At 61.2% G+C, this 25,926-nt stretch carries 28 protein-coding genes and 2 tRNA genes; 8 read left to right on the top strand and 22 right to left on the bottom strand.

The window, feature by feature from the left end:
• Positions 1–154 precede the first annotated feature (154 nt).
• Entirely contained in the window at positions 155–352 is a 198-nt protein-coding gene (locus tag AB1N67_RS23215) for a hypothetical protein (RefSeq protein ID WP_043208344.1), read from the top strand.
• Positions 353–448: 96 nt separating this feature from the next.
• Here AB1N67_RS23215 and AB1N67_RS23210 read toward each other — a convergent pair whose 3' ends face one another.
• Entirely contained in the window at positions 449–2,536 is a 2,088-nt protein-coding gene (locus AB1N67_RS23210) for a TonB-dependent receptor (protein WP_367863412.1), read from the bottom strand.
• 484 nt (positions 2,537–3,020) lie between these two features.
• Between AB1N67_RS23210 and AB1N67_RS23205 the strand changes: the two genes are divergently transcribed.
• Complete coding sequence (locus AB1N67_RS23205) at positions 3,021–4,307, top strand: OprD family porin (RefSeq protein ID WP_043208349.1); 1,287 nt, start codon at positions 3,021–3,023, stop codon at positions 4,305–4,307.
• 30 nt (positions 4,308–4,337) lie between these two features.
• On the opposite strand, the gene AB1N67_RS23200 is transcribed toward AB1N67_RS23205, so the two are convergent.
• The 8 genes from AB1N67_RS23200 to AB1N67_RS23165 all read right to left on the bottom strand — a co-directional run bounded on the left by AB1N67_RS23200 (position 4,338) and on the right by AB1N67_RS23165 (position 9,827).
• Positions 4,338–6,002 carry an FMN-binding glutamate synthase family protein gene (locus AB1N67_RS23200; protein ID WP_250034160.1) on the bottom strand — a complete coding sequence of 555 codons (1,665 nt, stop codon included), beginning with the start codon at positions 6,000–6,002 and terminating at the stop codon, positions 4,338–4,340.
• A gap of 119 nt (positions 6,003–6,121) precedes the next feature.
• On the bottom strand, positions 6,122–7,507 hold the full coding sequence (locus AB1N67_RS23195) for a flavin-containing monooxygenase (protein ID WP_367863411.1): 1,386 nt from the start codon (positions 7,505–7,507) through the stop codon (positions 6,122–6,124).
• 363 nt (positions 7,508–7,870) lie between these two features.
• Positions 7,871–8,071 (bottom strand): DUF3079 domain-containing protein, encoded by a 201-nt coding sequence (locus tag AB1N67_RS23190; protein WP_043210996.1) that lies wholly within the window; start codon positions 8,069–8,071, stop codon positions 7,871–7,873.
• Between the two features lie 126 nt (positions 8,072–8,197).
• Positions 8,198–8,273 (bottom strand) — tRNA-Thr (locus AB1N67_RS23185).
• An 87-nt stretch (positions 8,274–8,360) separates the two neighbouring features.
• Positions 8,361–8,609, bottom strand: a complete 249-nt coding sequence (locus AB1N67_RS23180) for a hypothetical protein (protein ID WP_043210998.1) — start codon at positions 8,607–8,609, stop codon at positions 8,361–8,363.
• Positions 8,610–8,630: 21 nt separating this feature from the next.
• A complete protein-coding gene (locus AB1N67_RS23175; protein ID WP_367863410.1) occupies positions 8,631–9,011 on the bottom strand; it encodes a hypothetical protein in 381 nt (126 codons plus the stop codon).
• Between the two features lie 18 nt (positions 9,012–9,029).
• On the bottom strand, positions 9,030–9,236 hold the full coding sequence (locus AB1N67_RS23170; protein ID WP_043211003.1) for a helix-turn-helix transcriptional regulator: 207 nt from the start codon (positions 9,234–9,236) through the stop codon (positions 9,030–9,032).
• 9 nt (positions 9,237–9,245) lie between these two features.
• Entirely contained in the window at positions 9,246–9,827 is a 582-nt protein-coding gene (locus AB1N67_RS23165; RefSeq protein WP_043211005.1) for a hypothetical protein, read from the bottom strand.
• Positions 9,828–10,274: 447 nt separating this feature from the next.
• Here AB1N67_RS23165 and AB1N67_RS23160 point away from each other — a divergent pair, with 447 nt between their 5' ends.
• A complete protein-coding gene (locus AB1N67_RS23160) occupies positions 10,275–10,634 on the top strand; it encodes a multidrug/spermidine efflux SMR transporter subunit MdtJ (protein ID WP_043211007.1) in 360 nt (119 codons plus the stop codon).
• Positions 10,628–10,945, top strand: a complete 318-nt coding sequence (mdtI, locus tag AB1N67_RS23155) for a multidrug/spermidine efflux SMR transporter subunit MdtI (RefSeq protein WP_043211010.1) — start codon at positions 10,628–10,630, stop codon at positions 10,943–10,945. Before AB1N67_RS23160 ends, mdtI begins: the two co-directional genes overlap by 7 nt.
• 223 nt (positions 10,946–11,168) lie before the next feature.
• Here the strand turns inward: mdtI and AB1N67_RS23150 are convergent, their stop codons facing one another.
• From AB1N67_RS23150 to AB1N67_RS23130, 5 genes are all read right to left on the bottom strand, one after another.
• Positions 11,169–12,395, bottom strand: coding sequence for a methyltransferase (locus AB1N67_RS23150; RefSeq protein ID WP_367863881.1), 1,227 nt, complete (start codon positions 12,393–12,395; stop codon positions 11,169–11,171).
• A 135-nt stretch (positions 12,396–12,530) separates the two neighbouring features.
• Positions 12,531–13,220 (bottom strand): ABC transporter permease, encoded by a 690-nt coding sequence (locus tag AB1N67_RS23145; protein ID WP_043211013.1) that lies wholly within the window; start codon positions 13,218–13,220, stop codon positions 12,531–12,533.
• Positions 13,220–13,912 (bottom strand): ABC transporter permease, encoded by a 693-nt coding sequence (locus AB1N67_RS23140; RefSeq protein ID WP_043211015.1) that lies wholly within the window; start codon positions 13,910–13,912, stop codon positions 13,220–13,222. Before AB1N67_RS23140 ends, AB1N67_RS23145 begins: the two co-directional genes overlap by 1 nt.
• A 55-nt stretch (positions 13,913–13,967) precedes the next feature.
• Positions 13,968–14,720: an ABC transporter substrate-binding protein gene (locus AB1N67_RS23135; protein WP_043211016.1), complete on the bottom strand. Its 753-nt coding sequence runs from the start codon at positions 14,718–14,720 to the stop codon at positions 13,968–13,970.
• 11 nt (positions 14,721–14,731) lie between these two features.
• A complete protein-coding gene (locus tag AB1N67_RS23130) occupies positions 14,732–15,505 on the bottom strand; it encodes an ABC transporter ATP-binding protein (protein ID WP_043211018.1) in 774 nt (257 codons plus the stop codon).
• 605 nt (positions 15,506–16,110) lie between these two features.
• On the opposite strand from AB1N67_RS23130, the gene gabP reads away from it, so the two are divergent.
• Positions 16,111–17,511 (top strand): GABA permease, encoded by a 1,401-nt coding sequence (gene gabP, locus AB1N67_RS23125; protein ID WP_043211020.1) that lies wholly within the window; start codon positions 16,111–16,113, stop codon positions 17,509–17,511.
• A gap of 131 nt (positions 17,512–17,642) precedes the next feature.
• Here the strand turns inward: gabP and AB1N67_RS23120 are convergent, their stop codons facing one another.
• The 8 genes from AB1N67_RS23120 to AB1N67_RS23085 form a co-directional block, all read right to left on the bottom strand.
• Positions 17,643–18,086: a hypothetical protein gene (locus AB1N67_RS23120; RefSeq protein WP_043211022.1), complete on the bottom strand. Its 444-nt coding sequence runs from the start codon at positions 18,084–18,086 to the stop codon at positions 17,643–17,645.
• A gap of 90 nt (positions 18,087–18,176) precedes the next feature.
• Entirely contained in the window at positions 18,177–19,184 is a 1,008-nt protein-coding gene (gene ppk2 / locus AB1N67_RS23115; RefSeq protein WP_090346356.1) for a polyphosphate kinase 2, read from the bottom strand.
• Between the two features lie 143 nt (positions 19,185–19,327).
• Complete coding sequence (locus AB1N67_RS23110; RefSeq protein ID WP_043211028.1) at positions 19,328–19,648, bottom strand: hypothetical protein; 321 nt, start codon at positions 19,646–19,648, stop codon at positions 19,328–19,330.
• 79 nt (positions 19,649–19,727) lie between these two features.
• Positions 19,728–20,189: a DUF4234 domain-containing protein gene (locus AB1N67_RS23105; RefSeq protein WP_043211030.1), complete on the bottom strand. Its 462-nt coding sequence runs from the start codon at positions 20,187–20,189 to the stop codon at positions 19,728–19,730.
• Between the two features lie 216 nt (positions 20,190–20,405).
• Positions 20,406–20,481: transfer RNA gene (locus AB1N67_RS23100), tRNA-Phe, on the bottom strand.
• 89 nt (positions 20,482–20,570) lie between these two features.
• Entirely contained in the window at positions 20,571–20,843 is a 273-nt protein-coding gene (locus AB1N67_RS23095; protein ID WP_043211032.1) for an oxidative damage protection protein, read from the bottom strand.
• Positions 20,840–21,907: an A/G-specific adenine glycosylase gene (gene mutY, locus AB1N67_RS23090; RefSeq protein WP_090346353.1), complete on the bottom strand. Its 1,068-nt coding sequence runs from the start codon at positions 21,905–21,907 to the stop codon at positions 20,840–20,842. Before mutY ends, AB1N67_RS23095 begins: the two co-directional genes overlap by 4 nt.
• A complete protein-coding gene (locus tag AB1N67_RS23085) occupies positions 21,904–24,144 on the bottom strand; it encodes an AsmA family protein (protein ID WP_367863409.1) in 2,241 nt (746 codons plus the stop codon). Before AB1N67_RS23085 ends, mutY begins: the two co-directional genes overlap by 4 nt.
• Positions 24,145–24,408: 264 nt before the next feature.
• Between AB1N67_RS23085 and hisB the strand changes: the two genes are divergently transcribed.
• From hisB to AB1N67_RS23070, 3 genes are read left to right on the top strand one after another with little or no spacing between them, the layout of a single operon-like run.
• Entirely contained in the window at positions 24,409–25,002 is a 594-nt protein-coding gene (gene hisB / locus AB1N67_RS23080; RefSeq protein ID WP_043211130.1) for an imidazoleglycerol-phosphate dehydratase HisB, read from the top strand.
• Positions 25,002–25,640 (top strand): imidazole glycerol phosphate synthase subunit HisH, encoded by a 639-nt coding sequence (gene hisH / locus AB1N67_RS23075; RefSeq protein ID WP_043211039.1) that lies wholly within the window; start codon positions 25,002–25,004, stop codon positions 25,638–25,640. The genes hisB and hisH overlap by 1 nt, the downstream gene beginning before the upstream one ends.
• Positions 25,641–25,901: a DUF2164 domain-containing protein gene (locus AB1N67_RS23070; protein WP_367863408.1), complete on the top strand. Its 261-nt coding sequence runs from the start codon at positions 25,641–25,643 to the stop codon at positions 25,899–25,901.
• Positions 25,902–25,926 lie beyond the last annotated feature (25 nt).

The raw sequence follows: 25,926 nt of genomic DNA, 5'->3' as shown, positions 1-25,926 counted from the left end.
TGACGGGCTTTTTTGTGGCTGCCGATTACCGGAGGGGGGCGATGGCATATGTCTTGTATTGTTTTTCAGGTGTTTCAGTCAGATAGCAGCTTTGCTGTTCTGTAATAAAACCAACGTAAGTTAGCCGCTCACGGCACCTGGAGTACGTGTGGACATGAATGCAGCAAGTGAGTCGGCTATGCCTTCCTCGGTGATGGACCACGAATCGCTCAAGATTCTGGCCCAATGGTTGAAAAGCCATGGAGGCTATCGCTTCAAGTCGGACGATCCACGGCGTCTACTGGATGGGCGATATCCGCAGGGCCTGATCAGCGAGGCTGAGCTGGAAGCGTTGATGGCCGTCTGGCACTGATTGGGTGCACGCTCGCCCAAACGAAAACGCCACCGTGTTTATCGCGGTGGCGTTTTTTTTCGGCCTTGGCTGGCCTGACGAGATCGGATACCTGAATCAGAAGCTGTAGGTACCGGTCACCACCAGGCTGCGTGGATCACCGAACTGGATTTGGCTGGCACTGGTGGCCGAGCTGTAGTAGGTCTTGTCGGTGAGGTTGCTCAAGGCCGCGCGCACATCCCAATCGTGGGTGCGGTAGCCCGCCAGCGCATCCCAGCGGCCATAGCCGGGCAGCTTGACGGTGTTCTGGTTGTCGGCGAATCGATCGCCTACCAGCGTCAGGCCGGTTTCGGCGTACCAGCCGAGCTCTGGTTTCCAGGTGACGAAGAGGCTGCCGTTGCGTTTGGCCACATCGTTGATGCGGTTGCCTTGCTGGCCATTGTTGTCCTTGACGATGGTCGCATCCTGCAGCCCCATGCCGCCGCGCACGTACCAGTTGCCGGTGACATTGCCCATGACAGTCAATTCGATGCCTCTTGAGCGCTGCTCGCCGCTGAGCTGGATGAGCTCGGGGTTGTTCGGGTCGCGGGTACGGCGGTTGTACAGCTCCAGCTCGTAGAGGGCGAGAGTGGTGCTCAGGCGTTCGTCGAACCAATCGCTCTTGACCCCGATCTCCTTTTGCCGAGTGAGCTCAGGGCCTGCATCGTTGCCATTGCCCGGAGCGCCAGGTGTGATGCCGATCAGGCCTCCACCGACCGGTGAGAAGGTCTTGCTCCAGGACGCATAGAACGAGTGCTCGCGCCATGGGGAATAGACCACGCCCACGCGCGGGCTGGTGCTGGTGCTCTCTTGGGTTTCCGTGAGGTTCTTCACTTTGCTCGTAGTCTGCACCTCGAAGCGATCGAAGCGCACGCCTGCCAGCAGTTGCCATTGATCGTTCAGGCGTATCTGGTCCTGCACATAGAGGCCAGCGCTTTCCACGCGGGTGTGGTTGTTACTCGATACCTTCAGCGCACCGGTGTGCTGGTGTTGCCCACTGGAGCCTCCCAGCGGTACGGAAGGCACGCCGACCCCTTGATGCAACAACGAATTGCGGCGCTGTTCGCCCAGCTCCAGGCCCACCAGTAGGGTGTGCTCGAGATCGAAGGTTTGCAGATGACCTTCGGCCTCGAAGGTATTGAATAGATTGCGAGTGCTCAGGTCCTGCTGCCAGCGCTGGCGACTCACCAGGCCGGTGGAAGGGATGTAGCCGGTGAGGTAGGTGTTGTCGAAGTCGCTCTCCAGATTGAACAGGCTGAACGTATGGCGCAGTTGCCACTGGTCATTGAGCTCGTAGTTCAGGCGCGAGCGCAGCGACTGGGCACGGTCATCGATGAAGTCGCGCTGGGTATCACCGTAGGTGGTATGACGGCTGACATCGACGGGGCGCCCGGTCTGCGGATCGCCAGGAATGCCGCGGTCGGGGGTGCGGTTGTAGCGGCTGTATTCGTATTGCACCAGCCAGTTCAGCTGCGGGGTCAGCTGCCAGCTCATGGACGGTGCGAACAGTTGGCGGCTGCCGTCGATGCCGTCGCGGAAATTGTTGTTGTCGGCATTACCGAGGTTCAGGCGCAGGCTGAGGGTATCGGTCGGGTCAGCGCTCAGATCGGCATACAGGCTGCGCAGGTCTTCGCTACCGCCCTGGGCCTCGATGCTCGAGCGCCGGCCGTGCTCCGGGGCCTTGCTGACCCGGTTGACGATACCGCCCTGGCTGCCACGGCCATAGAGAACCGCCGCTGGCCCCTTGAGTACTTCGACCCGTTCGATGTTGTGCAGGTCGCGCACGTATTGGCTGTCATCGCGTACGCCGTCCAGATAGAAGTCGTTGCTGGCGTCGAAGCCACGGATGCGCAAGCTGTCGAAGCGGGTATCGGCACCACTGCTGACGTTGGGAATGCCCTCCAGTGCCTTGCCCAGGCTGAAGCTGCCGTAGTCGAGGACGTTGTGGGTCTTCACCGTGTCGATGGCCTGTGGCACGTAGCGAACCGGGGTAGAGGTGCGGGTTGCCGTGCTGACTTCGTGAACCCGAGGATTGTCGTCTTCGCGCTCGCGGTCGGCGGTGACCGAGAGCTCCGGCAGGGTGGTGGTGGCGGCGCTGGCCAGGCTTGCTCCAAGCAGTAGCGACAGGCCAAAGGATAAAGAGGGAAGGTGGGAGGGTACCGACATTGAGAATCCGCAAAACAATAAATGAAAATTGAGTGCGAATGATAACGAGTGCTATTAATGGCCGCTTGGGTAATTTGTAAGGTGTTGTCTTTACAGGTGTTTCTATTTGTAAAAAATATTCAACCCACTTTCGGGGCTACCGCGAGCGTTGGAAGCGCAAGATGGCAACACAGGACGGGCCTGCGCCATAGGGAAAAAACCTAATGCTGTGCGGATTTCTCCAGAAATTCACGGGTTGTTGTCGTGAATCTGGTTATAAGCATCTGCCTTTCACGATTTTTTGACATCTCGAATCAGCCGGGGCTAGGATTCGCCCAACGCCTGCTGGCCATGACTTGGCCATGCTGTTGTACAAAGCCCGCTGCATGTCACATGACGGGCTTTTTTCAGTTTTGGATCCGCATAGCGTCGAACCTACGAAGGGGCGTTGGTTCCTGGCGTCAGGTTGCAGAGCGTTTAAAAATTCAGAAATAAGGAAAACAAGATGTTGAAAACCAGGATCAGCCTGGTCGCTCTGGCGATGATCGCCGCGACCCAGGCCCAGGCCAACGACCAGGCCGAAAGCAAGGGCTTCGTTGAAGACAGCCAGCTGAACGTCTTGCTGCGCAATGCCTACATGAACCGCGACTACAAGGACGGCAACAAGGACAAATCCGAGTGGGGCCAGGCGGCGATCGGTACTTTCTCGTCCGGTTTCACCCAAGGCACCGTGGGCGTTGGTGTTGATGCATTCGGTCTGTACGCAGTGCGCCTGGATGGCGGCAAGGGCCACTCCGGCGCGCAAGGGATCGACTTCTTCAAGAAAGGCGACAGCGGCAACGCTGCCGATGACCTCTCCAAGGGTGGCGCAGCGGTCAAGTTCCGTGTCTCCAACACTGTACTGAAGTACGGTGACCAGATGCCTACGCTGCCTGTTCTGAACTACGACAACGCGCGTCTGCTCCCGGAAAGCTACACCGGTACCCTGATCACCTCCAAGGAGATCAAAGGTCTTGAGCTCAATGCCGGTCGCTTCACTGCTGAATCGCGCAAAAGCGCCGAAGGTCGTGACAGCGGTGGCCTGAAGTCGATCAACGTGTTGGGCGGTAGCTACAAGTTCACCGACCAGTTCACTGCTGCGCTGTATGCCTCCGATGTCGAAGACGTGCTGAAGAAGCAATACGTGGGCGCCAACTACGTATTCCCGATCAGCAAGGATCAGTCCTTGACCCTGGACTTCAACGGCTACCGCACCAAGCTGGACAACTCCTATGTCCGCGAAAACGGTATCACCGGCGACGACAACAAGATCTGGAGCCTGGCAGCGACCTTCGCCACCGGTCCGCACTCGTTCACCTTGGCCCATCAGCGCTCGACCGGCGACAGCAACCTGGGTTACGCCTACGGCGGTTACCAGAAAGACCAACGCCGCGTAGGCGATGGCGGCAGCACCATCTTCCTGGCCAACTCCTACTGGTCCGACTTCAACGCCGAAGACGAGCGCAGCTGGCAGCTGGGCTACGGTCTTGATTTCACCGCCTTCGGTGTTCCAGGCCTGACCTACAACGTTGCGTACGTTCGTGGCGATAACATCACCACTTCGACCAGCACCGGCGGTACCGAGCGCGAGATCTTCAACCAGCTCAAGTACGTGGTACAGAGCGGTGCAGCCAAGGACCTGAGCGTCAAACTGCGCAGCTCCATCCTGCGTGTCTCGCAGAAATCCAGCGAGTACAACATCAGCGGTAACGAAGTCCGCGTCTTCGTCGAGTACCCGATCAACGTCTTCTGATCCCGTACTCGCGTCCCGAACAGCCCTGGCTCATGCCGGGGCTGTTTCCTTTCGGCGTACCGCTGCCATTGGCGCAACGCTGTCTGCGGTTTGCGGCGCGAAGCTGTCGCTGCGGGCCATCCGCCACATCCGCGCATAGAACTCGTTCTCGATCGAGCCGCTGAGCAATTCGCCGGGCTTGAGGAACTGGTGCAACTGGGAAAACAGGCTGATCTCGCTCGGGCTGATACGCCTTGCCAGGTGTTTGGGTTTGAGCTGCGAAGGATGCTCCAGGCCTGCCGCCGCAAGCATCTCGGCCAAGGCATGCAGGGTATTGCGATGAAAGCTCGCCACCCGTTCGGCTTTTTCCGGCACCACCAGGGCGCGCTGGCGCAGCGGATCCTGGGTGGCCACGCCGGTAGGGCACTTGTTGGTGTGGCAACTCTGCGACTGGATGCAGCCAATGGCGAACATGAAACCCCGTGCCGAGTTGACCCAGTCAGCACCGATGGCCAGCGTACTGGCGATATCGAAGGCACTGACGATCTTGCCGGCTGCACCGATACGCACGCGGTCACGCAGGTTCAGGCCGACCAGTGTGTTGTGCACGAACATCAGCCCTTCACGCATGGGTACGCCCATGTTGTCGCTGAACTCCCGCGGTGCGGCACCGGTGCCACCTTCCTTGCCGTCGACGACGATGAAGTCGGGCGTGATCCCGGTGGCCAGCATGGCCTTGGCGATGGCCATGAACTCCCAAGGATGGCCCAGGCAGAACTTGAAGCCCACCGGCTTGCCGCCAGACAGCTCACGCAGGCGGGCGATGAAATGCAGCAGCTCCAGCGGCGTGTGGAAGGCACTGTGGGCGGCTGGCGAAATGCAGTCCTCGCCGACCCGCACACCACGGGTGGCGGCAATCTCGACACTGACCTTGTGCCCAGGCAGGATGCCGCCATGACCGGGCTTGGCGCCTTGGCTTAGCTTGAGTTCGATCATCTTCACCTGGGGATCGCGCGCCTGTTCGGCAAAACGCACCGGGTCGAAGCGGCCCTCTTCGGTACGGCAGCCAAAGTAGCCGCTGCCGATCTCCCAGATCAGATCCCCGCCGTGCTGGCGGTGGTAAGGGCTGATGCTGCCTTCGCCGGTGTCGTGGGCGAAGCGGCCCAGGCGCGCGCCCTTGTTCAAGGCGCCGATGGCATTGGCGCTGAGCGCGCCGAAGCTCATGGCCGAGATGTTGAAGATCGACGCCGAATACGGCTGCCGGCAGTGCGGGCCACCGATGTCGATGCGAAACGACGCCGGGTCGGGCGTCTGCACCGGTACCATCGAATGGCTGATGAATTCGAAGCCCGGCTTGTAGGCATCGTTGAGTGTGCCGAAGGCCTTCTCGGCGCTCTCGTTCTTGGCGCGGGCATAGACCAGTGAGCGCTGCGAGCGGGAGAACGGCAGCTTGTCGTCGTCGCCCTCGATCAGGTACTGGCGGATCTCCGGCCGAATGGTCTCGATCAGGTAACGGATGTTGCCCAGGATCGGATAGTTGCGGCGCACGGCATGATGGCTCTGGCGCAGGTCATTGAGACCGACCAGGCTGAGCAGGGCAGTGAGCAGGGTGAGCGGCCAGAGCCAGCTGTGCTGGGCAAGAAATGGAATGCTGGCGAAGGTGAACAACAGGCAGGCGGCCAGACAGGCGTAGCGGGTGGGGAGCGCGTCTTTCATGGGTCCATCGCTGACAGGATGACCCGCACTAGGATAGGCAAAGGCCGCGCGCGGAAAACCAAGGGATTCGGTAAAAGACTATTACCTGCGCGCGGCTTGTGTTCGGTCGCGGGCGCGCGTCAGCGCTTGTCCTGCCTCAGGACCTGCACATCACCGGGCTCTGCCGTCTCGCGCAGGTATTCCTCCAGCGAATCGTCCAGCGCCTGCAGCCAGCGAGTATGGTGCGGCACCGCAGCGGTACCGGTCATCACCGAACGGTAGGAGCGGTCCCGATAGCCCATGATGTCGTGCTTCTTGTCGTGCTTCCATTTGAGGAAGATGCGGTTTACTGCATCGATGTCGAAGCTTGGGTAATCGGTTTGTCCGATCAGGTGCTGAATGTAGCGCCCCTGGAATTGGTACATCGAGGCGGTGCTCTCCAAGGCTTCTTCCTCGGCACGCCAGCGCGCACTGTCGGCCTGCATGGCGGCTTGGTCCGGCAGTTGGATGCGGCCAAGCATCAGATCACGGGCGAACCAGGCCTGGGCATCGAACAGGTTGAAGCTGTACCAGAGATCTTGCATGCCCAAATACAGCAACTGCGGGTTGGCCTCCCAGACCACGCCTTGGTAGAGGCCCAGCGGCCACAGACGATTGTCGGTGCGCAAGGTCAGCTCGTCAGGCAGGAACGGGAAGTGATGCTGGTAGCCGGTACACAGGATGATCGCATCGACCCGCTTGCTGGAGCCGTCGGCGAAGTGCGCCACGTCGCCTTCGACCCGCTGTAGCTGCGGTCGCTCTTCCCACCCTTTGGGCCACTGGTAGCCCATCGGTTGGGTGCGATAGGCGCTGGTGATCGAGCGGGCACCGTACTTGTAGCACTGCGAGCCGATGTCCTCGGCCGAGTAGCTGCTGCCGACGATCAGCACGTCCTTGCCGGCGAACTCCAATGCATCGCGAAAATCGTGGGCATGCAGGATGCGTCCTGAAAAACGCTCGAAGCCCGGGAACGACGGCACGTTCGGCGTGGAGAAGTGCCCGCTGGCCACCACCACGTAGTCGAACACCTGCTCGATGCCCTGACCCTGAGCGTAGTCATGGGCAGTGACAGTGAATGTGCGGCTCTGGTCATCGAAGCGCACGGCCTTGACCACGGTGTTGAAGCGAATGTACTGGCGCACACCGGCCTTCTTCACTCGGCCCTGGATGTAGTCCCACAGCACCTCGCGAGGAGGATACGAAGAAATCGGCCGACCGAAATGCTCATCGAAGCTGTAGTCGGCGAACTCCAGGCACTCCTTCGGGCCGTTCGACCAAAGGTAGCGATACATGCTGCCGTGGACCGGTTCGCCATGCTGGTCCAGGCCAGTGCGCCAGGTGTAGTTCCACATGCCGCCCCAGTCAGCCTGTTTTTCGAAACAGACCACTTCGGGCATAGGTGCGCCCCTGGCATGGGCGGATTGGAAAGCACGCAGTTGCGCCAGGCCTGACGGGCCGGCGCCGATGATGGCAACGCGAATAGTCATGAGGATGTCCTGTAAACACGAAAAAAGGCAAAACCTCCCCAACCCCGAACGGCAATAGGCCTAGGGCTGTGGATGGGTGAAGACTTCAGGTGTCAGCAGGCAGGTGGAGGCACGGGGCGCTTGCGCTTGTGCGCCAGCAGCATGTCTCGAGGTGGAATCGACAGCGTGTGGAACAGCGTCGAGAGAGGAGAGCAGCCGAGGGTAGAGCGGACAACGGCAGGGAAGGGCCCGGTGGCCTTGCCAAGCAGAGCGGCAAGCGGGCCATGGGACCGATAGATACGTGTGATCTCGTGCATGGGGGCTTGTAGTGCCTCTTTTCTTTATGAATGCCTTTTTAGCTATAACGCATCGAGGGAAAGCATTTCAAGGTTTGTCATCGGCATGCGGCAGTAGCGCCTGGTTCTGCTGGGGCTGGCGCTCCCAGTCTTCACCGAACAGTTCCGCCGGGTGCTGGGTCCGTTCAGAACCATTGCCACAGGCCAGCGCTTTTGCCGGGCAATACAGGTCGCAGCCCCAGCAGATGCGCTCGGGGTGGCTGGGGTTGTGTGGGAATTTCTTGGCCATGGCGCATGCTCCGTTCTGGCCTGGGGATTTCAGGCTAAGGGAGATGCGGGGGGAGAGGTTGATGGGCGTCAATGGCGGAAATAAAAAAGGCCCACCGTGAAGGTGAGCCTTTTTTGATACTGCGTATGGTGCCGGCACCAGGAATCGAACCCGGGACCTACTGATTACAAGTCAGTTGCTCTACCAGCTGAGCTATACCGGCAATGGGGCGTCATTATAGCGATCGGTTGGCGCGTGTAAACCTATTCCTTCCAATAGGTTACGCCATTGCCGGGAAAGCAGAGTTTTCCTACCAGCCGCGGTGGATGCTGTTGACGCTGGGCTCGGCCTGGGCGGGGTTGAAGAACAGCTTGTCGTTGTCGCAGCCGCGCTTGCGGCAGGGTGTTTCGGCGCGCAGGGGCAGGCCTCTGTCGCCGCCCAACTGCATGCCGGGCATGTCCCAGTCGAGGGACGAGGTCTTGGGTGAGTGGGTGTTGCTGGCGCAGCCGCTCAGGGCCAGGGCGCAGCACAGCAGGGCAAAGGGCTTGGTCTGGATCACGTTGTCGATGTCCGTTCTGGGTCAGTCGTTGTTCAGAATTCGCTGGATGGTGCCGCCGCAGGCCATGTAGCAGCTGTCGTAATCAGGCTGGCATTCGGAGCCTGCGGAGTTGAAAAACGGATAGCTGGGATAGGGGCAACTATGACGCGTGTTCTTGTTCGGCTTGCTGTCCTTGCAGTACTGGTAGGCCCTCAGCTCGGCCTGGTACAGGGCGCGCTGGCTGTTTTCTTCCAGGCGGGCCAGTTGTTTGCAGTGATTGCGTTGCATCGCGCAGTTATTGATGCAAGCGAGCCCATGTGGGCTGGGCGGTGGCGAATACCTATACGTGTAGGATGGGCCGCAGCCGCCGAGCAGCAGGCTCGCCAGCACCAGGATGGCGAAGCGTTGGTATGGGGTGTCCACGGGTACAACGGTCCTTGATCATTCCTCGCTGAACTCCAGCAGGTCGCCCGGTTGGCAGTTCAGCGCGCGGCACAGCTTCTCGAGGGTCTCGATCTTGAAACCCTTGATCTTGCCGTTCTTCAGCAGTGACAGGTTCGCTTCCGTTATGCCGATGATTTCCGCCAGGTCCTTGGAACGGATCTTGTTCCTGGCCATGACGACGTCGAGGCGGATGATTATCGGCATAGGGGGCGGCTAGACATAACAGTTGTGTTCATCGCTGAGGGTCTTGGCGTCACGCATGAGCAGCGAGAAGGCGCAGAGCAGGATGCCTTTCATGATCTCGTAGACAGCCTCGGATGATACACCGATCGACACGACGAAGCTTCTCTCCCCGGCGGGCAGGTCGATGGCCAGGGCCAGGCCTTGGAGGGTATCGATCACTGGCCACAGCAGCGGAGCGCCGATGCACAGCAGCCCGACTCGCCAGAGCATGCGGATGTTGGCCAGGCTCCAGGTGTGCCCCTTGGACAAGCGCAAGAAGAACAAGCCTGTGAGTAGCAGGCTCAGCACAGAGAGCCCTGTCGGAATCATCTCCAGCGCCAGTACCAGACCCATGGCGAGCCTCGAGGGTTGGTAGCCGTCTTCCAGGAGCAGAGGCATGTTGATGCCATGGCCCTGCAGGTAGGCCGCGACTGTGTCGGGATAGTCGAAGACCCAGAGCAGCGGTGTGCCGAAAAGCTCGACTGCACCGGTGGCCCAGGCCAGAAAAGCGGCAAAGACGCCGATGATGCGCAAGCGCGAACGCGCGTAGGCCACTGATCTGCTGTCGTTCATGGGGTGCCTCCGTACTGTGATGAACGGGGCGGATTATTGGTGAAAAATTATCGTTACACAATAATTAATTTCATTTTGTTTAAGCTGGCGACGCTTTGCCGCAGGGGAATCAGTCACTTGGTAGCGGCAGCGTTTTGTATAGGATGAATAATATAATTTACGAACCTTTCAGCAGGCTTTACGGGGCTTTGTCCTGGGAATGCTTGCCTCGACGCGAAATTTCGTTAGTCTCAGTCTATCGTTTTGACTTATTCGATCAGCTCAGCTAATGTGCTGTTCATTATGTTGAACAGCAAAGCTTTCAAGCTACTCTCCACTTCCCGCCTGGTTTCCCGTGAGCGTCACTGGACCGGCGACCTCTAGCCCCTCCCTCGACCTGCAGCCTTAAACGTTGTGTCTCGTGCCGATGCCTGTGCGCTCGGCCGCTGTCGCCCATGGGAGGGCACCATGCGTTCCTGGATCTATTTGTTCGTCGCGATCACCGCAGAGGTGATCGGTACGGCGTCGATGAAACTCGCCGCCACACATTTCCCCGTCATGGGGCATGTCGTCATGTACGTCATGATCTGTCTGTCGTATTTCTTCCTGGCCCTTGCGGTAAAGCGTGTGCCGGTTGGCGTGGCTTATGCCTTGTGGGAAGGAATCGGTATCGTCCTGATCACCGTGGTCAGTGTGGTCTGGCTTGGTGAAAGCCTGGGTTGGACCAAGGCCCTGGGCCTGGCGGTGATGATCGCCGGCATCCTGCTGGTCAAGGCCGGTACCCGCAGCACTCCTGCTGTGCGCGAAGCGGAGGGCCTGCCATGTTGATCCCCTTTGCCTGGCTGGGTTTGGCCATCGTGTTGGAAGTACTGGCCAACCTTCTGCTCAAATACTCAGACGGTTTCCGTCGCAAAGGCCTGGGTTTTGCCTCGATCCTGAGTGTACTGGCGGCGTTCACCGCTTTGGCCCAGGCCGTTCAGGACATCGAACTGTCGCTCGCCTACGCCATCTGGGGCGGCTTTGGCATCCTGGCGACTGTGGCGATGGGTTGGGCGTTGTTTGGTCAGCGCCTGGCTGGCCGCGGATGGCTGGGCCTGGCTTTGCTCTTGCTAGGCATGAGCCTGCTGAAAATGGCCTGAAAATCACGCGATTGGCACGAGTCCGGCGCGTTTATGCACAAGCGGCATGCCAACATTGCGCGAAAGGCATGCCACTTGACTTATCCGCTGGTCTTTGCGCAAAGGCCTGTTTTTACTGGTTTTGGCTCGCTGCCTGGAATAAGCGAACGCGCTGAAATAGCGGTTGGATCCCCGTTTTCGTGATATTCATCACAAGCTTGTTCACAGAGTTATCCACAGGCTTTCAACTGGACGGCACGTCTTCTTTGCGCTCTGCAATCAGCAACAGATTGCGAGGCGTGAGGGGGTAGTCGCAAAACACACCCATGCGCACGTCATAGCCGCGCTCGTGGAGAAACAGGGCCCTGTCCAGCACCAGCCACATTTCCAACGGGCGGCGAAACAGGTTGCGCAGCAGCTCCAGATTGCGCACCTGTGCCAGGCGTTGCCAGCCGGCGGCCTCAAGCGCCGCCCAGTCGGGCGCATCATGGATCTGGACGTGCCGAAGCTCGGCCAGATCGCGGCAGTACTGTTCGAAAGGCTTGTCCAGCCAATTAGTCGGCAGCGAGGGTGTTGGCAAGTACTCGTCGATGGCCCGCTGCTGGCGTTGCAGCAGGTCAAAGCCCAAGCGGCGGGCCATCGAGATGTCACGCTGACGTCGGACACGGGCGCTGGAAGTCACCGCTTCGTTGAGCGGCAAGCCCAGGTCTTCCTGGCTCAACTGCAAGGCCGAGGCCTGGGCCGCCGAAGACATCGGCTGATACACCTTCCCCGGAATGCGGTTGTAGCAGCAGGGCGCGACGGCAATCTGCCGACAACCTTGCTGGCTGGCCAATTGCAGCAGCCGCACATGCAACTCCCCACACGCATGCAGGGCGACGGCGCTCTTGCTGCTGTCCAAGTGACGGTGGCTGTCTGGTGCCAGCACATCTTGGTGTACATGAGTGGCCGGCAGGTGATGATGTTCGCTCAGGGCGCTTCCCGCAGTGACCAGTTCGACGTCGTACTCCAGGCAGGTCAGCCGTTGGCCGGGCTGCAGTAGGCGTCGGCCTAGGTGGCCTTTGCCTGAACACCAGTCCAACCAATGACCGGTGGGCTGGTGGAAGGCCAGGCGACGGGTGAAGGCTTCGATCTGTTGCCACTTGCGTCCCGGGACATTCACGTCCAGACGATGGCCGGCCGGGTGCAGGCCAGCATCGGGCAGCTCGCCCAGAGCGGACAACTGCGAGGCGCGAGTGGCCAGTTGTGCGAAGGGCGCTGGCGCCGGCAGCTGTTCGGGATTCTGCTGGACGGCTTCGGCTTGTTCCAGGGTGCGCTGGCGCAGCCAGGTGGCAAGTTCAGGGTGCTGGGCCTCCCAGTCCAGATGCAGCTGAGTGAAGGGGCGCGGGCGCCATAGCTGCTGATGCTGGAGAAGGAAATGGTCGAGTGCCTTGAAGCGCTCGAGCAGGTGAGGGCCGTGAAGGTAGGGGATGGTTTGCATTCAAGCACCGCAGCGCTGTTGAAAGGGGAGCGCGTTGCGCTCCTTCGCAGGCTTCGCCATTTCCTACAGGTTCAGACGATGCGGAGCCTGCGGTGGGCCGCAAGGCGGCCCCCGGGTTTTACAGTTTCAACGCCCCTGGCAGGCGTCCACGCGTAACCAGCGCTCGAGCACCTTGAAGCCCTGGACCAGTACGAAGGAGATGACCAGATAGAACACGCCTGCAGCAAAGAAGATCTCCACCGGCAGGTAGGTGCGGGCGATGATGGTCCGCGCCATGCCGGTCAGCTCCAGCAGGGTGACGGTACTGGCCAAGGCACTGGCCTTGAGCATCAGGATCACTTCGTTGCTGTAGGCTGGCAGGCCGATGCGCGCGGCGCGCGGCAGCATGATGTAGAACATGGCTTTGCCCCTCGACATGCCCAGCGCCCGTGCCGCCTCGATTTCACCTTTCGGGATGGCCTGCAGTGCGCCACGCAGGATCTCGGCGATGTAGGCGGCGGTGTGTAGGGTCATGGTCAGTACGGTGCACCAGAACGGATCGCGCAGGTACGGCCACAGCGCGCTGCTGCGCACCGCATCGAACTGGGCCAGGCCGTAGTACACCAGGAACAGCTGCACCAGCAGCGGTGTGCCGCGGAAGAAGAAGATGTAGCCGTAGGGCACTGCGCGTACATACCAATGGCGCGAGGAGCGGGCGATGCCCAGTGGAATGGCCAGGATCAGCCCGGCGATAACAGCGATGGCGACCAGCTCCAGAGTCAGGGTCGCGCCCTGGGCCAGGCGTGGCAGCCACTTGATGATGACTTCCCAGTTCATTACTCGGCCCTCACGAAGCCGCGAGCGGCGCGTTTTTCCATGAAGTGCATACCGGTCATGGCAATGATGGTCAGGCTCAGGTAGATGCACGCGGCGACCGCATAGAAGGTGAACGGTTCTTTGGTCACGGTCACGCCGATCTGCGCATGACGCATGATTTCCTCGAGGCCGATCACCGACACCAGCGCCGTGTCTTTCATCAGGATCATGAACAGGTTGCCAAGGCCGGGCAGGGCGATGCGCCACATCTGCGGCAGGATGATCTTCGAGAGGATGCGGCCTTTGGACAGGCCCAGCGCCAGGCCCGCTTCGCGGTGCCCTTTAGGGATGGCCAGGATCGCGCCGCGGAAGACTTCCGTGGCGTAGGCGCCGAAGCACAGGCCCAGGGCGATCACGCCGGCGGCGAATGCGCTGAGCTCGAGGCCCGGCATGTTCAAGGCTTCGCCAAGGCTGTTCATCAGCCCGACGGTGCCGAAGTAGATGAGCAGTACCCAGAGCAGTTCGGGCACACCGCGCACCAACGTCGAATAGGTGCTGCCAAGCCATTGCAGCGGCTTGACTGGGGATGTCTTGGCCAGGGCGCCGAGCAGGCCCAGGACCAGCCCCAGCAGCAGGGCGCAGAGCGCCAGTTTTACGGTCATCAGGGTGCCGGCCATCATGGCCGGACCGAATCCGTGCAGGTCGATATTCATGGGCAGGTGCATTCAAGGGACCGGCGCCGCGCAAGGCGGCGCTGGTCTGGGTGAATCATTCGATGCTGAACGGGAAGTACTTGTCGTTGATTTTCTTGTACGTGCCGTCGGCCTTGATTTCGGCCAGGGCCTTGTTCAGCTTCTCGCGCAGCGGGTCGCCTTTGCGCACGGCAATGCCGATCTTGTCGCTGTCGACCACAGGCTCGCCCTTGAACTCGAAGTTCTGGCCGTCCTTGCTCTTGAGCCACTCGTACTGCACGTACTTGTCGGCCAGGATGCCGTCGATGCGGCCGGCGATCAGGTCCAGGTAGGCGTTTTCCTGGGTGTCGTAGAGTTTGACTTCGACGTCATCGCCGTAGTTGTCTTCCAGCCAGGTGCCGGACAGGGTCGCGCGCTGGGTGCCGATCACCTTGCCCTTGAGCGAAGCCTTGTCGGTCTTGAAGTCGACGTTCTTCGGGGCGATGAACTGCAGCTTGTTGGAGTAGTAGGGGTCGGTGAAATCGACGGCCTGCTTGCGCTCGTCGGTGATCGACAGCGAGGACACCAGGAAGTCGAACTTCTTGGCGTTCAGTGCAGGGATGATGCCGTCCCAGTCGGAGGTGACGACCGAGCACTCGACTTTCATCTTGGCGCACAGGGCGTCGCCGATGTCCTTGTCGAAGCCGACCACGTTGCCGCTGGCATCCTTGTTGTTGAACGGCGGGTAGGCCGCCTCGATACCCATGCGCAGTTTTTCCGCGGCCATGGCATTGGCCGAGAAGACCAGCGTGGCGGCAGCGGCCAGGAGGAATTTCTTATAGGTCTGCATGTGTTGCTCCGTTAGCGGTGGCTGGACATGAATTGCTTGCAACGCGCCGAGGTCGGGTTTTCGAACACCTGCTGCGGCGATCCCTGCTCTTCGACCAAGCCCTGGTGCAGGAAGACGATTTCACTGGACACCTGGCGGGCAAAGTTCATCTCGTGCGTCACCAGCAGCATGGTACGGCCTTCTTCGGCCAATGCGCGGATAACGTTAAGCACTTCTTGGACCATTTCCGGATCGAGCGCCGAGGTCGGCTCGTCGAACAGGATGACCTTGGGCTTCATGGCCAGGGTCCGGGCAATGGCCGCGCGTTGCTGCTGGCCACCGGAAAGCTGGGCGGGGTAGCTGTGGCGCTTGTCATGGATGCCGACCTTGGCCAGCAGTGCCTCGGCGGCCTCGATGGCCTCGGCCTTGCTCAGGCCCAGCACGCGACGTGGCGCCTCGATGATGTTGTCGAGGATCGACATGTGCGGCCACAGGTTGAAATTCTGGAAGACGAAGCCGATTTCGCTGCGCAGACGGTTGATCTGGCGGTTGTCGGCGGCGATCAGGTCGCCGGTCTTGGTCGCCTTGAGCTTGAGCTCTTCACCGGCGACGAGGATCTGCCCTTGGTGGGGATTCTCCAGCAGGTTGATGCAGCGCAGCAGGGTGGACTTGCCGGAACCGGACGACCCCAGGATCGAGATCACGTCACCGTCGCGTGCGGTCAGAGAAATGCCCTTGAGAATCTCCTGCTCGCCGTAGCGTTTGTGCAGGTTGCGGATTTCCAGCGCGGGCGTGGCCTGGGCCATGTGCGGTCCTCATGTGTTCGGGTGCGTTCCCAGCTGTTGGCGGCCTTCCTGGCGAGCGCCAAGCTAGCATAGCGGCGTAATGGCGGCCAACCAGGTCGCAAGTGGCTCGGGTCGCTGGCGGGATACTTTGTCGCATCGTTGCAGCGGACTGTCGCGAGGATGTCCGCGCGCACGTCCCCAGCACCGGAGCCTTGATGAAAAAAGGCGCGATGGTGCCAGCTTTGGACGTGTGTGGGAAGCCGTTTTTGGCCGGGTAGTACTTTGCGCGTGAGTGTGCGGGGCTTGGGTTGCTCCTTAAGGTTGCACTTTCTGTTGATCGTTTTTTGTGCACGGGTGTTACCGTGGGGCACCTTTGGTGCATTTGTAAGTGGGTATTTCAGTAATCAGGGCTTGGCAAGAAAATTTGACGACCTTTCGGTCAAGGCATGGCCGAAAGGCCTGCGAGGCCCGGAGCGCTTGGCCATCAGCGAATTCTGACGAGCGTGATTCGCGGCTGGCCCGCTTATTGCCATACGGAAACCACCGAATGCAGCGACGCCTACCTCAACCCCGGGCGCGCTCCGTTTAAGCATTTCGGGTGGTCCACTCCTTACAAAGGTAGTTTTATGAGCGGTAAGCACAATTCCAATGACCTCGCTCAGGGGCTCAAGCAACGGCATGTCACCATGCTGTCCATCGCTGGCGTAATCGGCGCCGGTCTGTTCGTTGGCTCCGGCCACGCCATCGCTGCGGCAGGTCCTGCCGTTCTGCTCGCCTATGCTGCGGCGGGCACCCTTGTGGTGTTGGTGATGCGCATGCTCGGCGAGATGGCCATCGCCTCGCCGGATACCGGTTCCTTCTCCACATATGCCGACCGCTCCATCGGGCGCTGGGCAGGCTTTACCATCGGTTGGCTGTATTGGTGGTTCTGGGTCCTGGTGATCCCACTGGAGGCCAATGCTGCGGCGGCCATCCTGCATGCCTGGTTCCCCGCCGTGGACCTCTGGGCCTTCTCGCTCATCATTACGCTGGCGCTGACCCTGACCAACCTGTGCAGCGTGAAGAACTACGGTGAGTTCGAGTTCTGGTTCGCCCTGCTCAAGGTACTGGCCATCATCGGCTTCATCGTCGTTGGCTGTGTGGCCATGTTCGGCCTGGTGCCCAATAGCCAGGTCAGCGGTGTCAGCCATCTATTCGATACCCAGGGCTTCATGCCCAACGGTCTGGGCGCGGTGCTGGCCGCCATGCTGACCACCATGTTCTCGTTCATGGGGACCGAGATCGTCACCATCGCCGCCGCCGAATCCAAAGACCCGGGCAAGCAGATCAGCCGCGCCACCAACTCGGTGATCTGGCGTATCTGCCTGTTCTACCTGGTGTCGATCTTCCTGGTCGTGGCCCTGGTGCCATGGAACGACCCAGCCCTGGCCGAGACCGGTTCCTACCAGACCGTCCTGAGCCGCATCGGCGTGCCGAATGCCAAGTTGATCGTCGACATCGTCGTGCTGATCGCCGTGACCAGCTGCTTGAACTCGGCGCTGTACACCTCTTCGCGCATGCTGTTCTCCCTGAGCAAGCGCGGCGATGCGCCGGCCATGGCGCAGCGCACCACCAAGGCGGGGACTCCGCACTGGGCGGTCCTGCTGTCCACAGCGGCGGCGTTTCTGTGCGTGTTCGCCAACTTCGTGGCTCCGGCTGCGGTGTTCGAATTCCTGCTGGCCAGCTCCGGCGCCATCGCGCTGCTGGTGTACCTGGTGATTGCTGTGTCGCAACTGCGCATGCGCAGCCAGCGTGAAGCTCGGGGCGAGAAGATTGCCTTCAAGATGTGGCTGTTCCCGGGGCTGACCTGGGCGACCATCGCGTTCATCGTCGCGATCTTGGTGGTGATGGCGCTGCGCGAAGACCATCGCGCCGAGATCATCGCCACCGCATTGCTCAGCATTGGCGTGGTCGCTGCCGGCCTGCTGGTGCAGCGTAAGCGCAAGGCCGAAGGCCAGGCAGCGGGCCAGGTGGCGCTGGATAACTGATCCGGGCTGTTGAACAAAAAAGGCCGTGTCCTGTGAAGGGCACGGCCTTTTTGTTTGTCTGTATCGGCGTTTTCGCAGGTAGATCCACTCCCACAGAAGCTTGTGGGGCGGGTTTGGGCTGCCGGCGATCTTCAGCCGAACTGCTTCTGCTGTTGTTGCTGCTTGGCGACCGCTTCGGAGGCTGCCACATAGGCCTCTTGGAACTCGTCGCTTTCCAGCCAGGCCATGGTGGCATCTTCGTCGCTGCCGTCGAGCCATTTGCGATAGGCAGTGAAGACCATGACGATGTAGTCGGTGGCGTGTTCTTCCTTGTGGCCCTTGAGCACCAGGGCCAGCAGCGGATCGACCAGGAACACCGAGATCATCGGCACCAGGCCGTTCTGCTGGGCTTCCTTCATCTTGTCAAACAGGCTGTTGTAGCTGCCTGAGTCCATGGCTTTGTTGAAGACCTGCTCGACGCTGGCGCTGTCGCCGGCGCTGGCCTTGACCGCCTGGCCGCTGCGCACCATGCGGTTCTGCTTGGCCTTGGTGGCGGCGCGCTTGGCGCGTTTTTGCTGCTTGGTGTTGGAGGCCATTGGGGCGAATCCTTGGGGGTGTCTGGAAAAATGCGCGTATTGAAGCGTAATTGCCGAAGAAACCCAAGGGGCCGGCTTGCGGCCCAAGGCTCAACTGACGAGCGAGGGAGGCTCATCCTCCTCGAATCCCCGCGAGGCCCGTCCGACCAGCAACGGATCCGGTGCATGGGCGATGCTATGGTCCTTGCCCGGGTAGTCCAACGAATGCAGAAAATGCCGGATGCAGTTGATCCGCGCACGCTTCTTGTCATCGGACTTGATCACCGTCCACGGCGCGTCGGCGGTGTCGGTGTGGAAGAACATGGCTTCCTTGGCGGCGGTATAGTCCTCCCACTTGTCCAGCGACTTGATGTCGATGGGCGAGAGCTTCCAATGCTTGAGTGGATCGTCCCGGCGCGAGATGAAGCGGCGCAGCTGCTCTTCGCGATTGACCGAGAACCAGTACTTGAACAGCAGGATGCCGCTGTTGCACAGCATCCGTTCAAGCTCCGGTGTCTGGCGCATGAACTCCAGGTACTGCAACGGGGTACAGAACTCCATCACCCGCTCGACGCCGGCGCGGTTGTACCAAGAGCGGTCGAAGAAGACCATTTCGCCCGCGGTCGGCAGGTGCTGGATATAGCGCTGGAAGTACCATTGGCCCTTCTCCTGCTCGGAGGGCTTTTCCAGGGCGACGATCCTCGCCCCGCGTGGGTTCAGGTGTTCCATGAAGCGCTTGATGGTACCGCCTTTACCCGCCGCGTCGCGTCCTTCGAACAGAATGACCACGCGTTGGCCGGTTTCCTTGACCCAGCTCTGGACCTTGAGTAGCTCGATCTGCAGGGCGTGCTTGGCCTTCTCATAGTCCTGGCGGCGCAGGCGCGTGCGGTAGGGGTAGCTGGCCGGCAGGCGCGCCGAGGTGCTGTCTTCATTGCTGCCGCGCCGCGCCGAGGCCACCTCCAGCGCTGCCGGCTGCTGGCTGATGGCGCTGATGCTCGGCTCTGGGGTCGTCTTGGCGGCAGTCTGGCGTCTGCGAGGTGGGCGGTTGCGGACGATTGGCGTGATGCTGGGCGTCGCATCGGCAGTGGGAGGGGGCAGAGGCGTGGCGTCGTCGCTCATGGCAGTCCTTTGGGGTGGGTTCGAATGTCCACCCGATAGGCTAGGGCGCGGCGAGCGATGGCTGTTTGATGTCGATCAACGTCGCGCACTTTGCGCTGTGCTGCCGTAACCCCATGGCTAGCTAGCCATGGGGTACAGGAATCTCAGGCTGCGGTCAGCGCGGGGATTTGCAGGCCGAGTTTGGCGGCGGCGTAGTCCATGTCGCCCTTGGAGATCGACTGCGCCTGGAAACCGGCACCGATCAGGTCCTTGATGTACAGCTTGTTGTAGATGAAGCAGAACACCAGCGAGCTCAGGCCCATGGTGAGCATCTGCAGTACGAACTGGATCGCACCGAACTTCCAGTCACCACGGAACAGCGCCGGGAAGAAACCGAAGAAAAAGGTGGTCCAGGAGAAACCGACCGGGGCTTCTTTCAGCGCGCCGGTTTTCGGGTTCTTGAACATGATCGACGTGTAGGCCATTTATCTCTCCTTGTACACCCGCTTTTCAATGCATGGGCGGGCTGACATGCAAATCCTTGTGCCGGTTGGCGTTCGTGGATCAGGGCTGTGCCGGCTGCGCATGGATCGGTTGCTGGCGCTGCGCGTTCTCGCCCAGTTCGTTGATGCAGTAATTGATGTAGTACGCGTTGAACAGGAACGTGTAGAAGGCGTTCATCGAGAAGTAAGGCTGCTGCTGGGCGTTGGCGTAGGTCATCAGCAGGCTGCGGGCATTGAATGCCCAGACGATGAACAATACGCCGCTGGCGATGCTCAGCAGGGCGCCGATGCCGACCAGGAAGGGTTCGGGATTGTCGATGAACACTCCGCTCAGGCCCATGCAGACGCAGATCCAGATAATGTAGGTCTCGCTGCAGACCGTCTGCCCAGTGGCTTCGCGCAGGTGTTGGTTGGTCTTGTACAGCCAGATCAGCAGGTACAGGCCGCCGGTGGCCGCGCACAGCAGTACCAGGTGCAGCGTTTTGCGATTGACCTTGTTCATGAGTTCGGCAGGGGATGTCATGGCGCTTCCGATTTTCGAGAGGAAAAAACGGGCTGAGGCATCGGCTGTCTGATGAGGCATTCCTTGCTCAACCATCGTCCTTGGGGTGTGCGCTGCAAGGCGGGGGCAGCGCGGCGCGAATGATAGCACATGGCTATTTTGACGCCAGACTTTCGTTGCAAAAGTCGCGGGCATTAAAAAACCCCAGGCAACTTGCGTTACCTGGGGTTTGGCACTTGGTGCCCAGAGACGGAGTCGAACCGCCGACACGAGGATTTTCAATCCTCTGCTCTACCGACTGAGCTATCTGGGCGACGGGGCGAATTAAAAAGGTTTTCAGACCTTCCGTCAACGACTTTTTTGAAAAATTTTTAAATTAATTCCGTCGCTTACGTTTTTCGGTCATTCGCTGGGCGGAACGTAGCCTTCGGCCTGAGCGTACTCCTCGCCAGCGAAGAACTTGTCCATCTCCGCCTGGAGGAATTTGCGGTCCTCGGCGTTCATCATGTTCAAACGCTTTTCGTTGATCAGCATGGTCTGGTGCTTCTGCCACTCATCCCAAGCCTTTTGCGAGATGTGATCGAAGATGTCCTGGCCTTTGGCGCCCGGGTAGGGAGGGCGTGGCAGGCCAGGGAGCTCTTCGTTGTACTTGCGGCACTTCACGGTGCGGGTCATCGGGACTCTCCTGCAATCAATTCATCGGCCGCGCGTTTGAGCAGCTTCTTGACCGGGGCGGCGAGGCCCAGGCGCGGCGGGGTGGCGAGGTTATACCAGAGCCAGTCGGGCTCAGTCACGGTCGTGCCCAGCGAGTCGACACGCACCAGCCACGGCTCGATGGCCAGCTGGAAATGGCTGAAGGTATGGGTCAGGCCATCCAGGGCTTGGCTGCCGGTCGCGCGCAGGCCGTGCTGGTAGGCCAGGTCGTCGAGCTGTTCCAGGTTGTCCAGCTCCGGCAAGCTCCACAGCCCGCCCCATAGGCCGCTCGAGGGGCGGCGATAGAGCAGGATGGCGCCCTCATGGTTGGCCAGCATCGGCATCAATGTGCGGCGCTGCGGCAGCGTCTTGCGTGGCTTGGGCTCGGGGTATCGGGTTTCCTCCCCGAGCAGGTGGGCTTGGCAGCCGGTCTTGAGCGGGCAGATCAGGCAGCTGGGCTTGCTGCGGGTGCAGAGGGTCGCGCCCAAGTCCATCATCGCCTGGGTGTAGTGGTTGGCCCTGGCGTACGGCGTGAAGCGCTCGGCGTTGGCCCACAGCGCGTTGGCCACCTTGGGCTCGCCAGGATAGCCGGCCTGGGCGGTGTAGCGGGCCAGCACGCGCTTGACGTTGCCATCGAGGATCGGTGCGCGAATGCCCATGCTGATGCTGGCGATGGCACCGGCAGTGGAGCGGCCGATGCCCGGCAACGCCGTTAGTTGCTCGACGCTGCGTGGAAACTCGCCGCCATGCTGCTCGACCACGATTTTCGCGGCCTTTTGCAGATTGCGCGCCCGGGTGTAGTAACCCAGGCCCGTCCACAGGTGCAGCACCTCGTCCTCCGGCGCCTCGGCCAGGGCCTGCACGGTCGGCAGGGCCTGCATGAAGCGATCGAAGTAGTTGAGCACCGTGCTCACCTGGGTCTGCTGCAACATGATTTCCGACACCCACACCCGATAGGGCGTGATGCCCTGTTGCCAGGGCAGGTCATGACGGCCGTGCTGGTCGTACCACTGCAAAACGGCATGGGAGAACTGCTCGGGACTCATCGTTTGAACAGCCCCTTGAGTGCATCCTTGAGCTCCGGGCTGACCTTGTCGCCAAGCTTCTCGTCGAGTTTTTCTTGCAGGCGGTTGCCGGCCAGCTTGGCTGCGACCTTACCCAGGCCTTCCTGGTCCAGGCGGCAAGCCTTGGCGCCAAGTTCCAGCGGGCCACGGCAGCGCACCGGCACCTCGATACCGACATAGCGCTCGTTGACCTGGCAGGCCGGGTCCGGCATGGCGCGCTGGTCACCTTCGACGATCACGCCCAGGTTGTAGTCCATGCCCAGTACGCGCAGGTCCACATCGCCATGGCCGTTGACGGTCAGGCCTGGAATGCTTGCCTTCAGGTTCGGGTTGCTGGCGACGCCATTGCGCACCACCAGGCTGCCGCGCAGTTCCTGGAAGGGGGTGTCCTTGCCGCGCGGCTCGCCGCTCAAGGTCTTGCGGTTGAGGGTCGCGATGGCATGACACAGCTGCTGTTCGAGGTTGGCGTTGACCAGCACGCCATCGTTGAGGGTGAAGCTGGCATTGCCGTTGAGGGTGTCGACCAGTGCTTTCTGACTGTTGCCGGTGGCGGTCAGGTCGCTGGTCAGCGTCAGCAGGCCCTTGACCGGGGGCGCCTTGTCCGGGGTGTCGGACTTGATGAAGTGTTCCACCGGCACGCGGTTGATCCGGGTCTTCATGCCGATCTGTGGCACGGCCGGGCGCACGTCGAGTGTTCCGTTGGTCTCGAAGCTGCCGTCGTACAGGCCCCCTCGGAGGGTCTCGAGGGTCAACAGGCCTCCCTGGCCGTTGGCCTTGAGCTGGGCATCGGTGATCGGCAGCTTGTCTAGGGTCAGGGTGCCGAACGATACGTCTGCCTGCAGATCGAGCTGGCGCAGGCGATCCACCGGCAGCAGCTTGTCACTGCTCCAGGCCACCTGGGTCGGCGCGTTGGGCAGCGGAGTCGTGCTCGGGCCGCTGACGGCGCTGGCTTCCTGCTGCTGGACCTCGGCCTGGCGCGCGGCGCTGGCGCCCTTGGCTTGTTCGCTCTTGGCCTGCAGGTAACGGTCAGCGTTGAACGTGTCGCCTTTAAGGCGCAGGCGAAGGGCCTGCTTGGCGAAGTCGTCGATGGCGATGCGGCCGCTGAAGGTGCTCTCGTCGAGCTTCACGGCCAAGTCTTCCAGGGCCAGGCTGGTTGGATTGGCCTGCAGGCGGGTGACCAGTTCCAGCTTGCCGAACGCGGCCGGGTCGGCAGTGGCAGGCAGCGGATGGCCGATGCTGTCGAGGAAGGTGCGCAGGTCGAACTGAGCGATGGACAGGCCGCCGCTCAGTTGCGGGGTCTTGTCCAGGTCGCGCAGGTTCAGCTCGCCCAGGGCGCGCAGCTGGTTGGCGGAGAGCTTCAAGCCATTCCAGGAGGCCACGTTGGCGGCGAGGTCGACCAGTAGCTGGCCTTGGGCGGCGAAGGTCATGGTCTTGCCGGCCAGCGGTTCGCCAGAGGTCTCGCCCGACAGGCGCATGTCCTCGATGTTGTAGCGCTTGAGCTTACGGTCGAAACGCAGCTCCCCCGTCAATTCGGTGCGTGCCTTGAGGCTCGGCTGGCCAACGGTGAGGAAGGCACTGGCCTTGAGCGGGATGTTCACGCCCTCATGGACTGCACCGGTGCTCAGCTGGATGCTTTGGGCGCTGAAGGTCTGGCCGGTCTTGGCATCGGTGTACTGCACCTGGGCGTTGTTGACCGTCAGGCTGTCGATGTCCAGCTTGACCATGCGCTCGCGGGAGTCTTCCTTGTTGGCCGGCGTATCGGCCGTGGCGGGGGCCTCGGTCGTGCTGGTCGACGGCGTGCCGGCAGGCTGCGGCAGTGGTTTGCCGATGTCTTCCCAGTTGCCGTGGCCGTGTTCGTCACGGTTCAGGATCAGGTTCAGGCCCTCGACGCGCACATCGCTCATCTGCACCTCGCGGCGCAGCAGCGGCAGTACACGGACCGACAAACCCAGCATCTGCAGGTCGGCGAATGGCTCCTTGGGCTTGTTCAGCGTGGCGATGCTGGCCTCGTGCAGTTCCAGGCCCAGCCAGGGGAACAGGCTCCAGCCGATATCGCCATTGAGCGTCAGCTCGATGTGGGCCTTGTCGCGGGCCAACTGGCGAATCTCGTCTTTGTAGTCGTTGGGATCGAAGAGGTGGGTCAGGGCGAAGCCCAGCGCCACGATGATCAGCAGCAACCCGAGAAGCCCCAGCCCCAGGATTTTGCCGAACGCTTTCATGGGCGAGTCCTTGTAGTCCGTTTTTGAAATTCAAGCCTGGGAGTATAGCGCCGTGGGTAGGACCTCGGCGTAATCAATAGTGGCGGACGGCAGGGCCAGGGCAGTCCGTGTCGGCAGGGCTTGTCCCGCGAGCGAGCGCCCTGTCGCTTCAAACAGCAGAAATTACACATATGCGACATTGCCATATGTCATCCGCGTTCCAAGCGGGCGCGATCTGGGCCTATAATGGCAGCCTTTTCGCCCAATGATTTTGCGGAGCTGGTGATGGTCGAACGTAAGGCTTCCGTCGAGCGCAATACCCTGGAAACCCAGGTAAAAGCCTCGATCAACCTCGATGGCAGTGGCAAGGCCCGATTCGATATCGGTGTGCCTTTCCTCGAACACATGCTCGACCAGATCGCCCGGCATGGGCTGATCGATCTGGACATCGAGTGCAAGGGTGACCTGCATATCGACGACCACCATACCGTCGAAGACGTCGGCATCACCCTCGGCCAGGCGTTCGCCCAGGCCATCGGTGACAAGAAGGGCATCCGTCGCTACGGTCATTCGTACGTACCGCTGGACGAAGCGCTTTCGCGTGTGGTCATCGACTTCTCCGGCCGTCCGGGCCTGCAGATGCACGTGCCGTACACCCGCGCCAGCGTGGGCGGCTTCGATGTCGACCTGTTCCAGGAGTTCTTCCAGGGCTTCGTCAACCATGCCCTGGTGACCCTGCACATCGACAACCTGCGTGGTCACAATACCCACCACCAGATCGAAACCGTGTTCAAAGCCTTTGGCCGCGCGCTGCGCATGGCCGTCGAGCAGGACGAGCGCATGGCCGGGCAGATGCCTTCCACCAAGGGATGCCTGTGATGCAGACCGTCGCCGTAATCGACTATGGCATGGGCAACTTGCACTCGGTGGCCAAGGCCCTGGAGCATGTGGGGGCTGGCAAGGTGCTGGTCACCAGCGACGCGGCCGTGATCCGCGAGGCCGACCGTGTGGTGTTCCCTGGCGTTGGCGCGATCCGCGACTGCATGGCCGAGATCCGTCGCCTGGGCTTCGACAGCCTGGTGCGTGAAGTCAGCCAGGACCGTCCGTTCCTCGGTATCTGCGTGGGCATGCAGGCCCTGCTGGACCACAGCGAGGAGAACGACGGCGTCGACTGCATCGGCCTGTTCCCCGGTCAGGTGCGTTTCTTCGGCAAAGACCTGCAGGAAGACGGCGAGCACCTGAAGGTGCCCCACATGGGCTGGAACGAAGTCAGCCAGACCATCGACCATCCCCTGTGGCATGACATTCCCGACCGCGCGCGCTTCTATTTCGTGCACAGCTACTACATCAATGCCGGCAAGCCTGGGCAGGTTGCAGGCCGCGGCCACTACGGCGTCGATTTCGCCGCGGCCCTGGCCGAGGGCTCGCGCTTCGCCGTGCAGTTCCATCCCGAGAAGAGCCATACCCATGGCCTGCAACTGCTGCAGAACTTCGTCAGCTGGGATGGACGCTGGTAAATGAGCAAATCGCGGACTAAGGCCCCGATCATCACCCTGGCGCCCGAGCAGGAGCGCCAGGCGCTCGACACCTTGAAGCGCTTTCTCGAAGACCGCTTCGAGCTGACGCTTGGGTCGTTCGAGGTGGCCGAGGTCCTCGAGTTGTTCAGCAAAGAAATTGCACCTCACTACTACAACAGGGCGATTGCCGATGTTCAGCTGCACCTCAAGGAGCGGTTCGAGAGCATCGAGAGCGACCTGTGGGCACTCGAGAAGCCCTGAATTTCACTGATTAGACAGGTTCCCA

Source organism: Pseudomonas guariconensis (assembly GCF_040822035.1).
In the GTDB taxonomy this organism is placed as follows: Bacteria; Pseudomonadota; Gammaproteobacteria; order Pseudomonadales; family Pseudomonadaceae; genus Aquipseudomonas; species Aquipseudomonas guariconensis.
The sequence above is the reverse complement of the archived record's forward strand: the minus strand, read 5'-3'. Positions and strand labels throughout refer to the sequence as shown.

Coding starts and splice junctions, on each gene's coding strand:
- AB1N67_RS23215 (WP_043208344.1), top strand. CDS start 155: ATGAATGCAGCAAGTGAGTCGGCTATGCCTTCCTCGGTGATGGACCAC.
- AB1N67_RS23210 (WP_367863412.1), bottom strand. CDS start 2,536: ATGTCGGTACCCTCCCACCTTCCCTCTTTATCCTTTGGCCTGTCGCTA.
- AB1N67_RS23205 (WP_043208349.1), top strand. CDS start 3,021: ATGTTGAAAACCAGGATCAGCCTGGTCGCTCTGGCGATGATCGCCGCG.
- AB1N67_RS23200 (WP_250034160.1), bottom strand. CDS start 6,002: ATGAAAGACGCGCTCCCCACCCGCTACGCCTGTCTGGCCGCCTGCCTG.
- AB1N67_RS23195 (WP_367863411.1), bottom strand. CDS start 7,507: ATGACTATTCGCGTTGCCATCATCGGCGCCGGCCCGTCAGGCCTGGCG.
- AB1N67_RS23190 (WP_043210996.1), bottom strand. CDS start 8,071: ATGGCCAAGAAATTCCCACACAACCCCAGCCACCCCGAGCGCATCTGC.
- AB1N67_RS23170 (WP_043211003.1), bottom strand. CDS start 9,236: ATGCCGATAATCATCCGCCTCGACGTCGTCATGGCCAGGAACAAGATC.
- AB1N67_RS23165 (WP_043211005.1), bottom strand. CDS start 9,827: ATGAACGACAGCAGATCAGTGGCCTACGCGCGTTCGCGCTTGCGCATC.
- AB1N67_RS23160 (WP_043211007.1), top strand. CDS start 10,275: ATGCGTTCCTGGATCTATTTGTTCGTCGCGATCACCGCAGAGGTGATC.
- mdtI (WP_043211010.1), top strand. CDS start 10,628: ATGTTGATCCCCTTTGCCTGGCTGGGTTTGGCCATCGTGTTGGAAGTA.
- AB1N67_RS23145 (WP_043211013.1), bottom strand. CDS start 13,220: ATGAACTGGGAAGTCATCATCAAGTGGCTGCCACGCCTGGCCCAGGGC.
- AB1N67_RS23140 (WP_043211015.1), bottom strand. CDS start 13,912: ATGAATATCGACCTGCACGGATTCGGTCCGGCCATGATGGCCGGCACC.
- AB1N67_RS23135 (WP_043211016.1), bottom strand. CDS start 14,720: ATGCAGACCTATAAGAAATTCCTCCTGGCCGCTGCCGCCACGCTGGTC.
- AB1N67_RS23130 (WP_043211018.1), bottom strand. CDS start 15,505: ATGGCCCAGGCCACGCCCGCGCTGGAAATCCGCAACCTGCACAAACGC.
- gabP (WP_043211020.1), top strand. CDS start 16,111: ATGAGCGGTAAGCACAATTCCAATGACCTCGCTCAGGGGCTCAAGCAA.
- AB1N67_RS23120 (WP_043211022.1), bottom strand. CDS start 18,086: ATGGCCTCCAACACCAAGCAGCAAAAACGCGCCAAGCGCGCCGCCACC.
- ppk2 (WP_090346356.1), bottom strand. CDS start 19,184: ATGAGCGACGACGCCACGCCTCTGCCCCCTCCCACTGCCGATGCGACG.
- AB1N67_RS23110 (WP_043211028.1), bottom strand. CDS start 19,648: ATGGCCTACACGTCGATCATGTTCAAGAACCCGAAAACCGGCGCGCTG.
- AB1N67_RS23105 (WP_043211030.1), bottom strand. CDS start 20,189: ATGACATCCCCTGCCGAACTCATGAACAAGGTCAATCGCAAAACGCTG.
- AB1N67_RS23095 (WP_043211032.1), bottom strand. CDS start 20,843: ATGACCCGCACCGTGAAGTGCCGCAAGTACAACGAAGAGCTCCCTGGC.
- mutY (WP_090346353.1), bottom strand. CDS start 21,907: ATGAGTCCCGAGCAGTTCTCCCATGCCGTTTTGCAGTGGTACGACCAG.
- AB1N67_RS23085 (WP_367863409.1), bottom strand. CDS start 24,144: ATGAAAGCGTTCGGCAAAATCCTGGGGCTGGGGCTTCTCGGGTTGCTG.
- hisB (WP_043211130.1), top strand. CDS start 24,409: ATGGTCGAACGTAAGGCTTCCGTCGAGCGCAATACCCTGGAAACCCAG.
- hisH (WP_043211039.1), top strand. CDS start 25,002: ATGCAGACCGTCGCCGTAATCGACTATGGCATGGGCAACTTGCACTCG.
- AB1N67_RS23070 (WP_367863408.1), top strand. CDS start 25,641: ATGAGCAAATCGCGGACTAAGGCCCCGATCATCACCCTGGCGCCCGAG.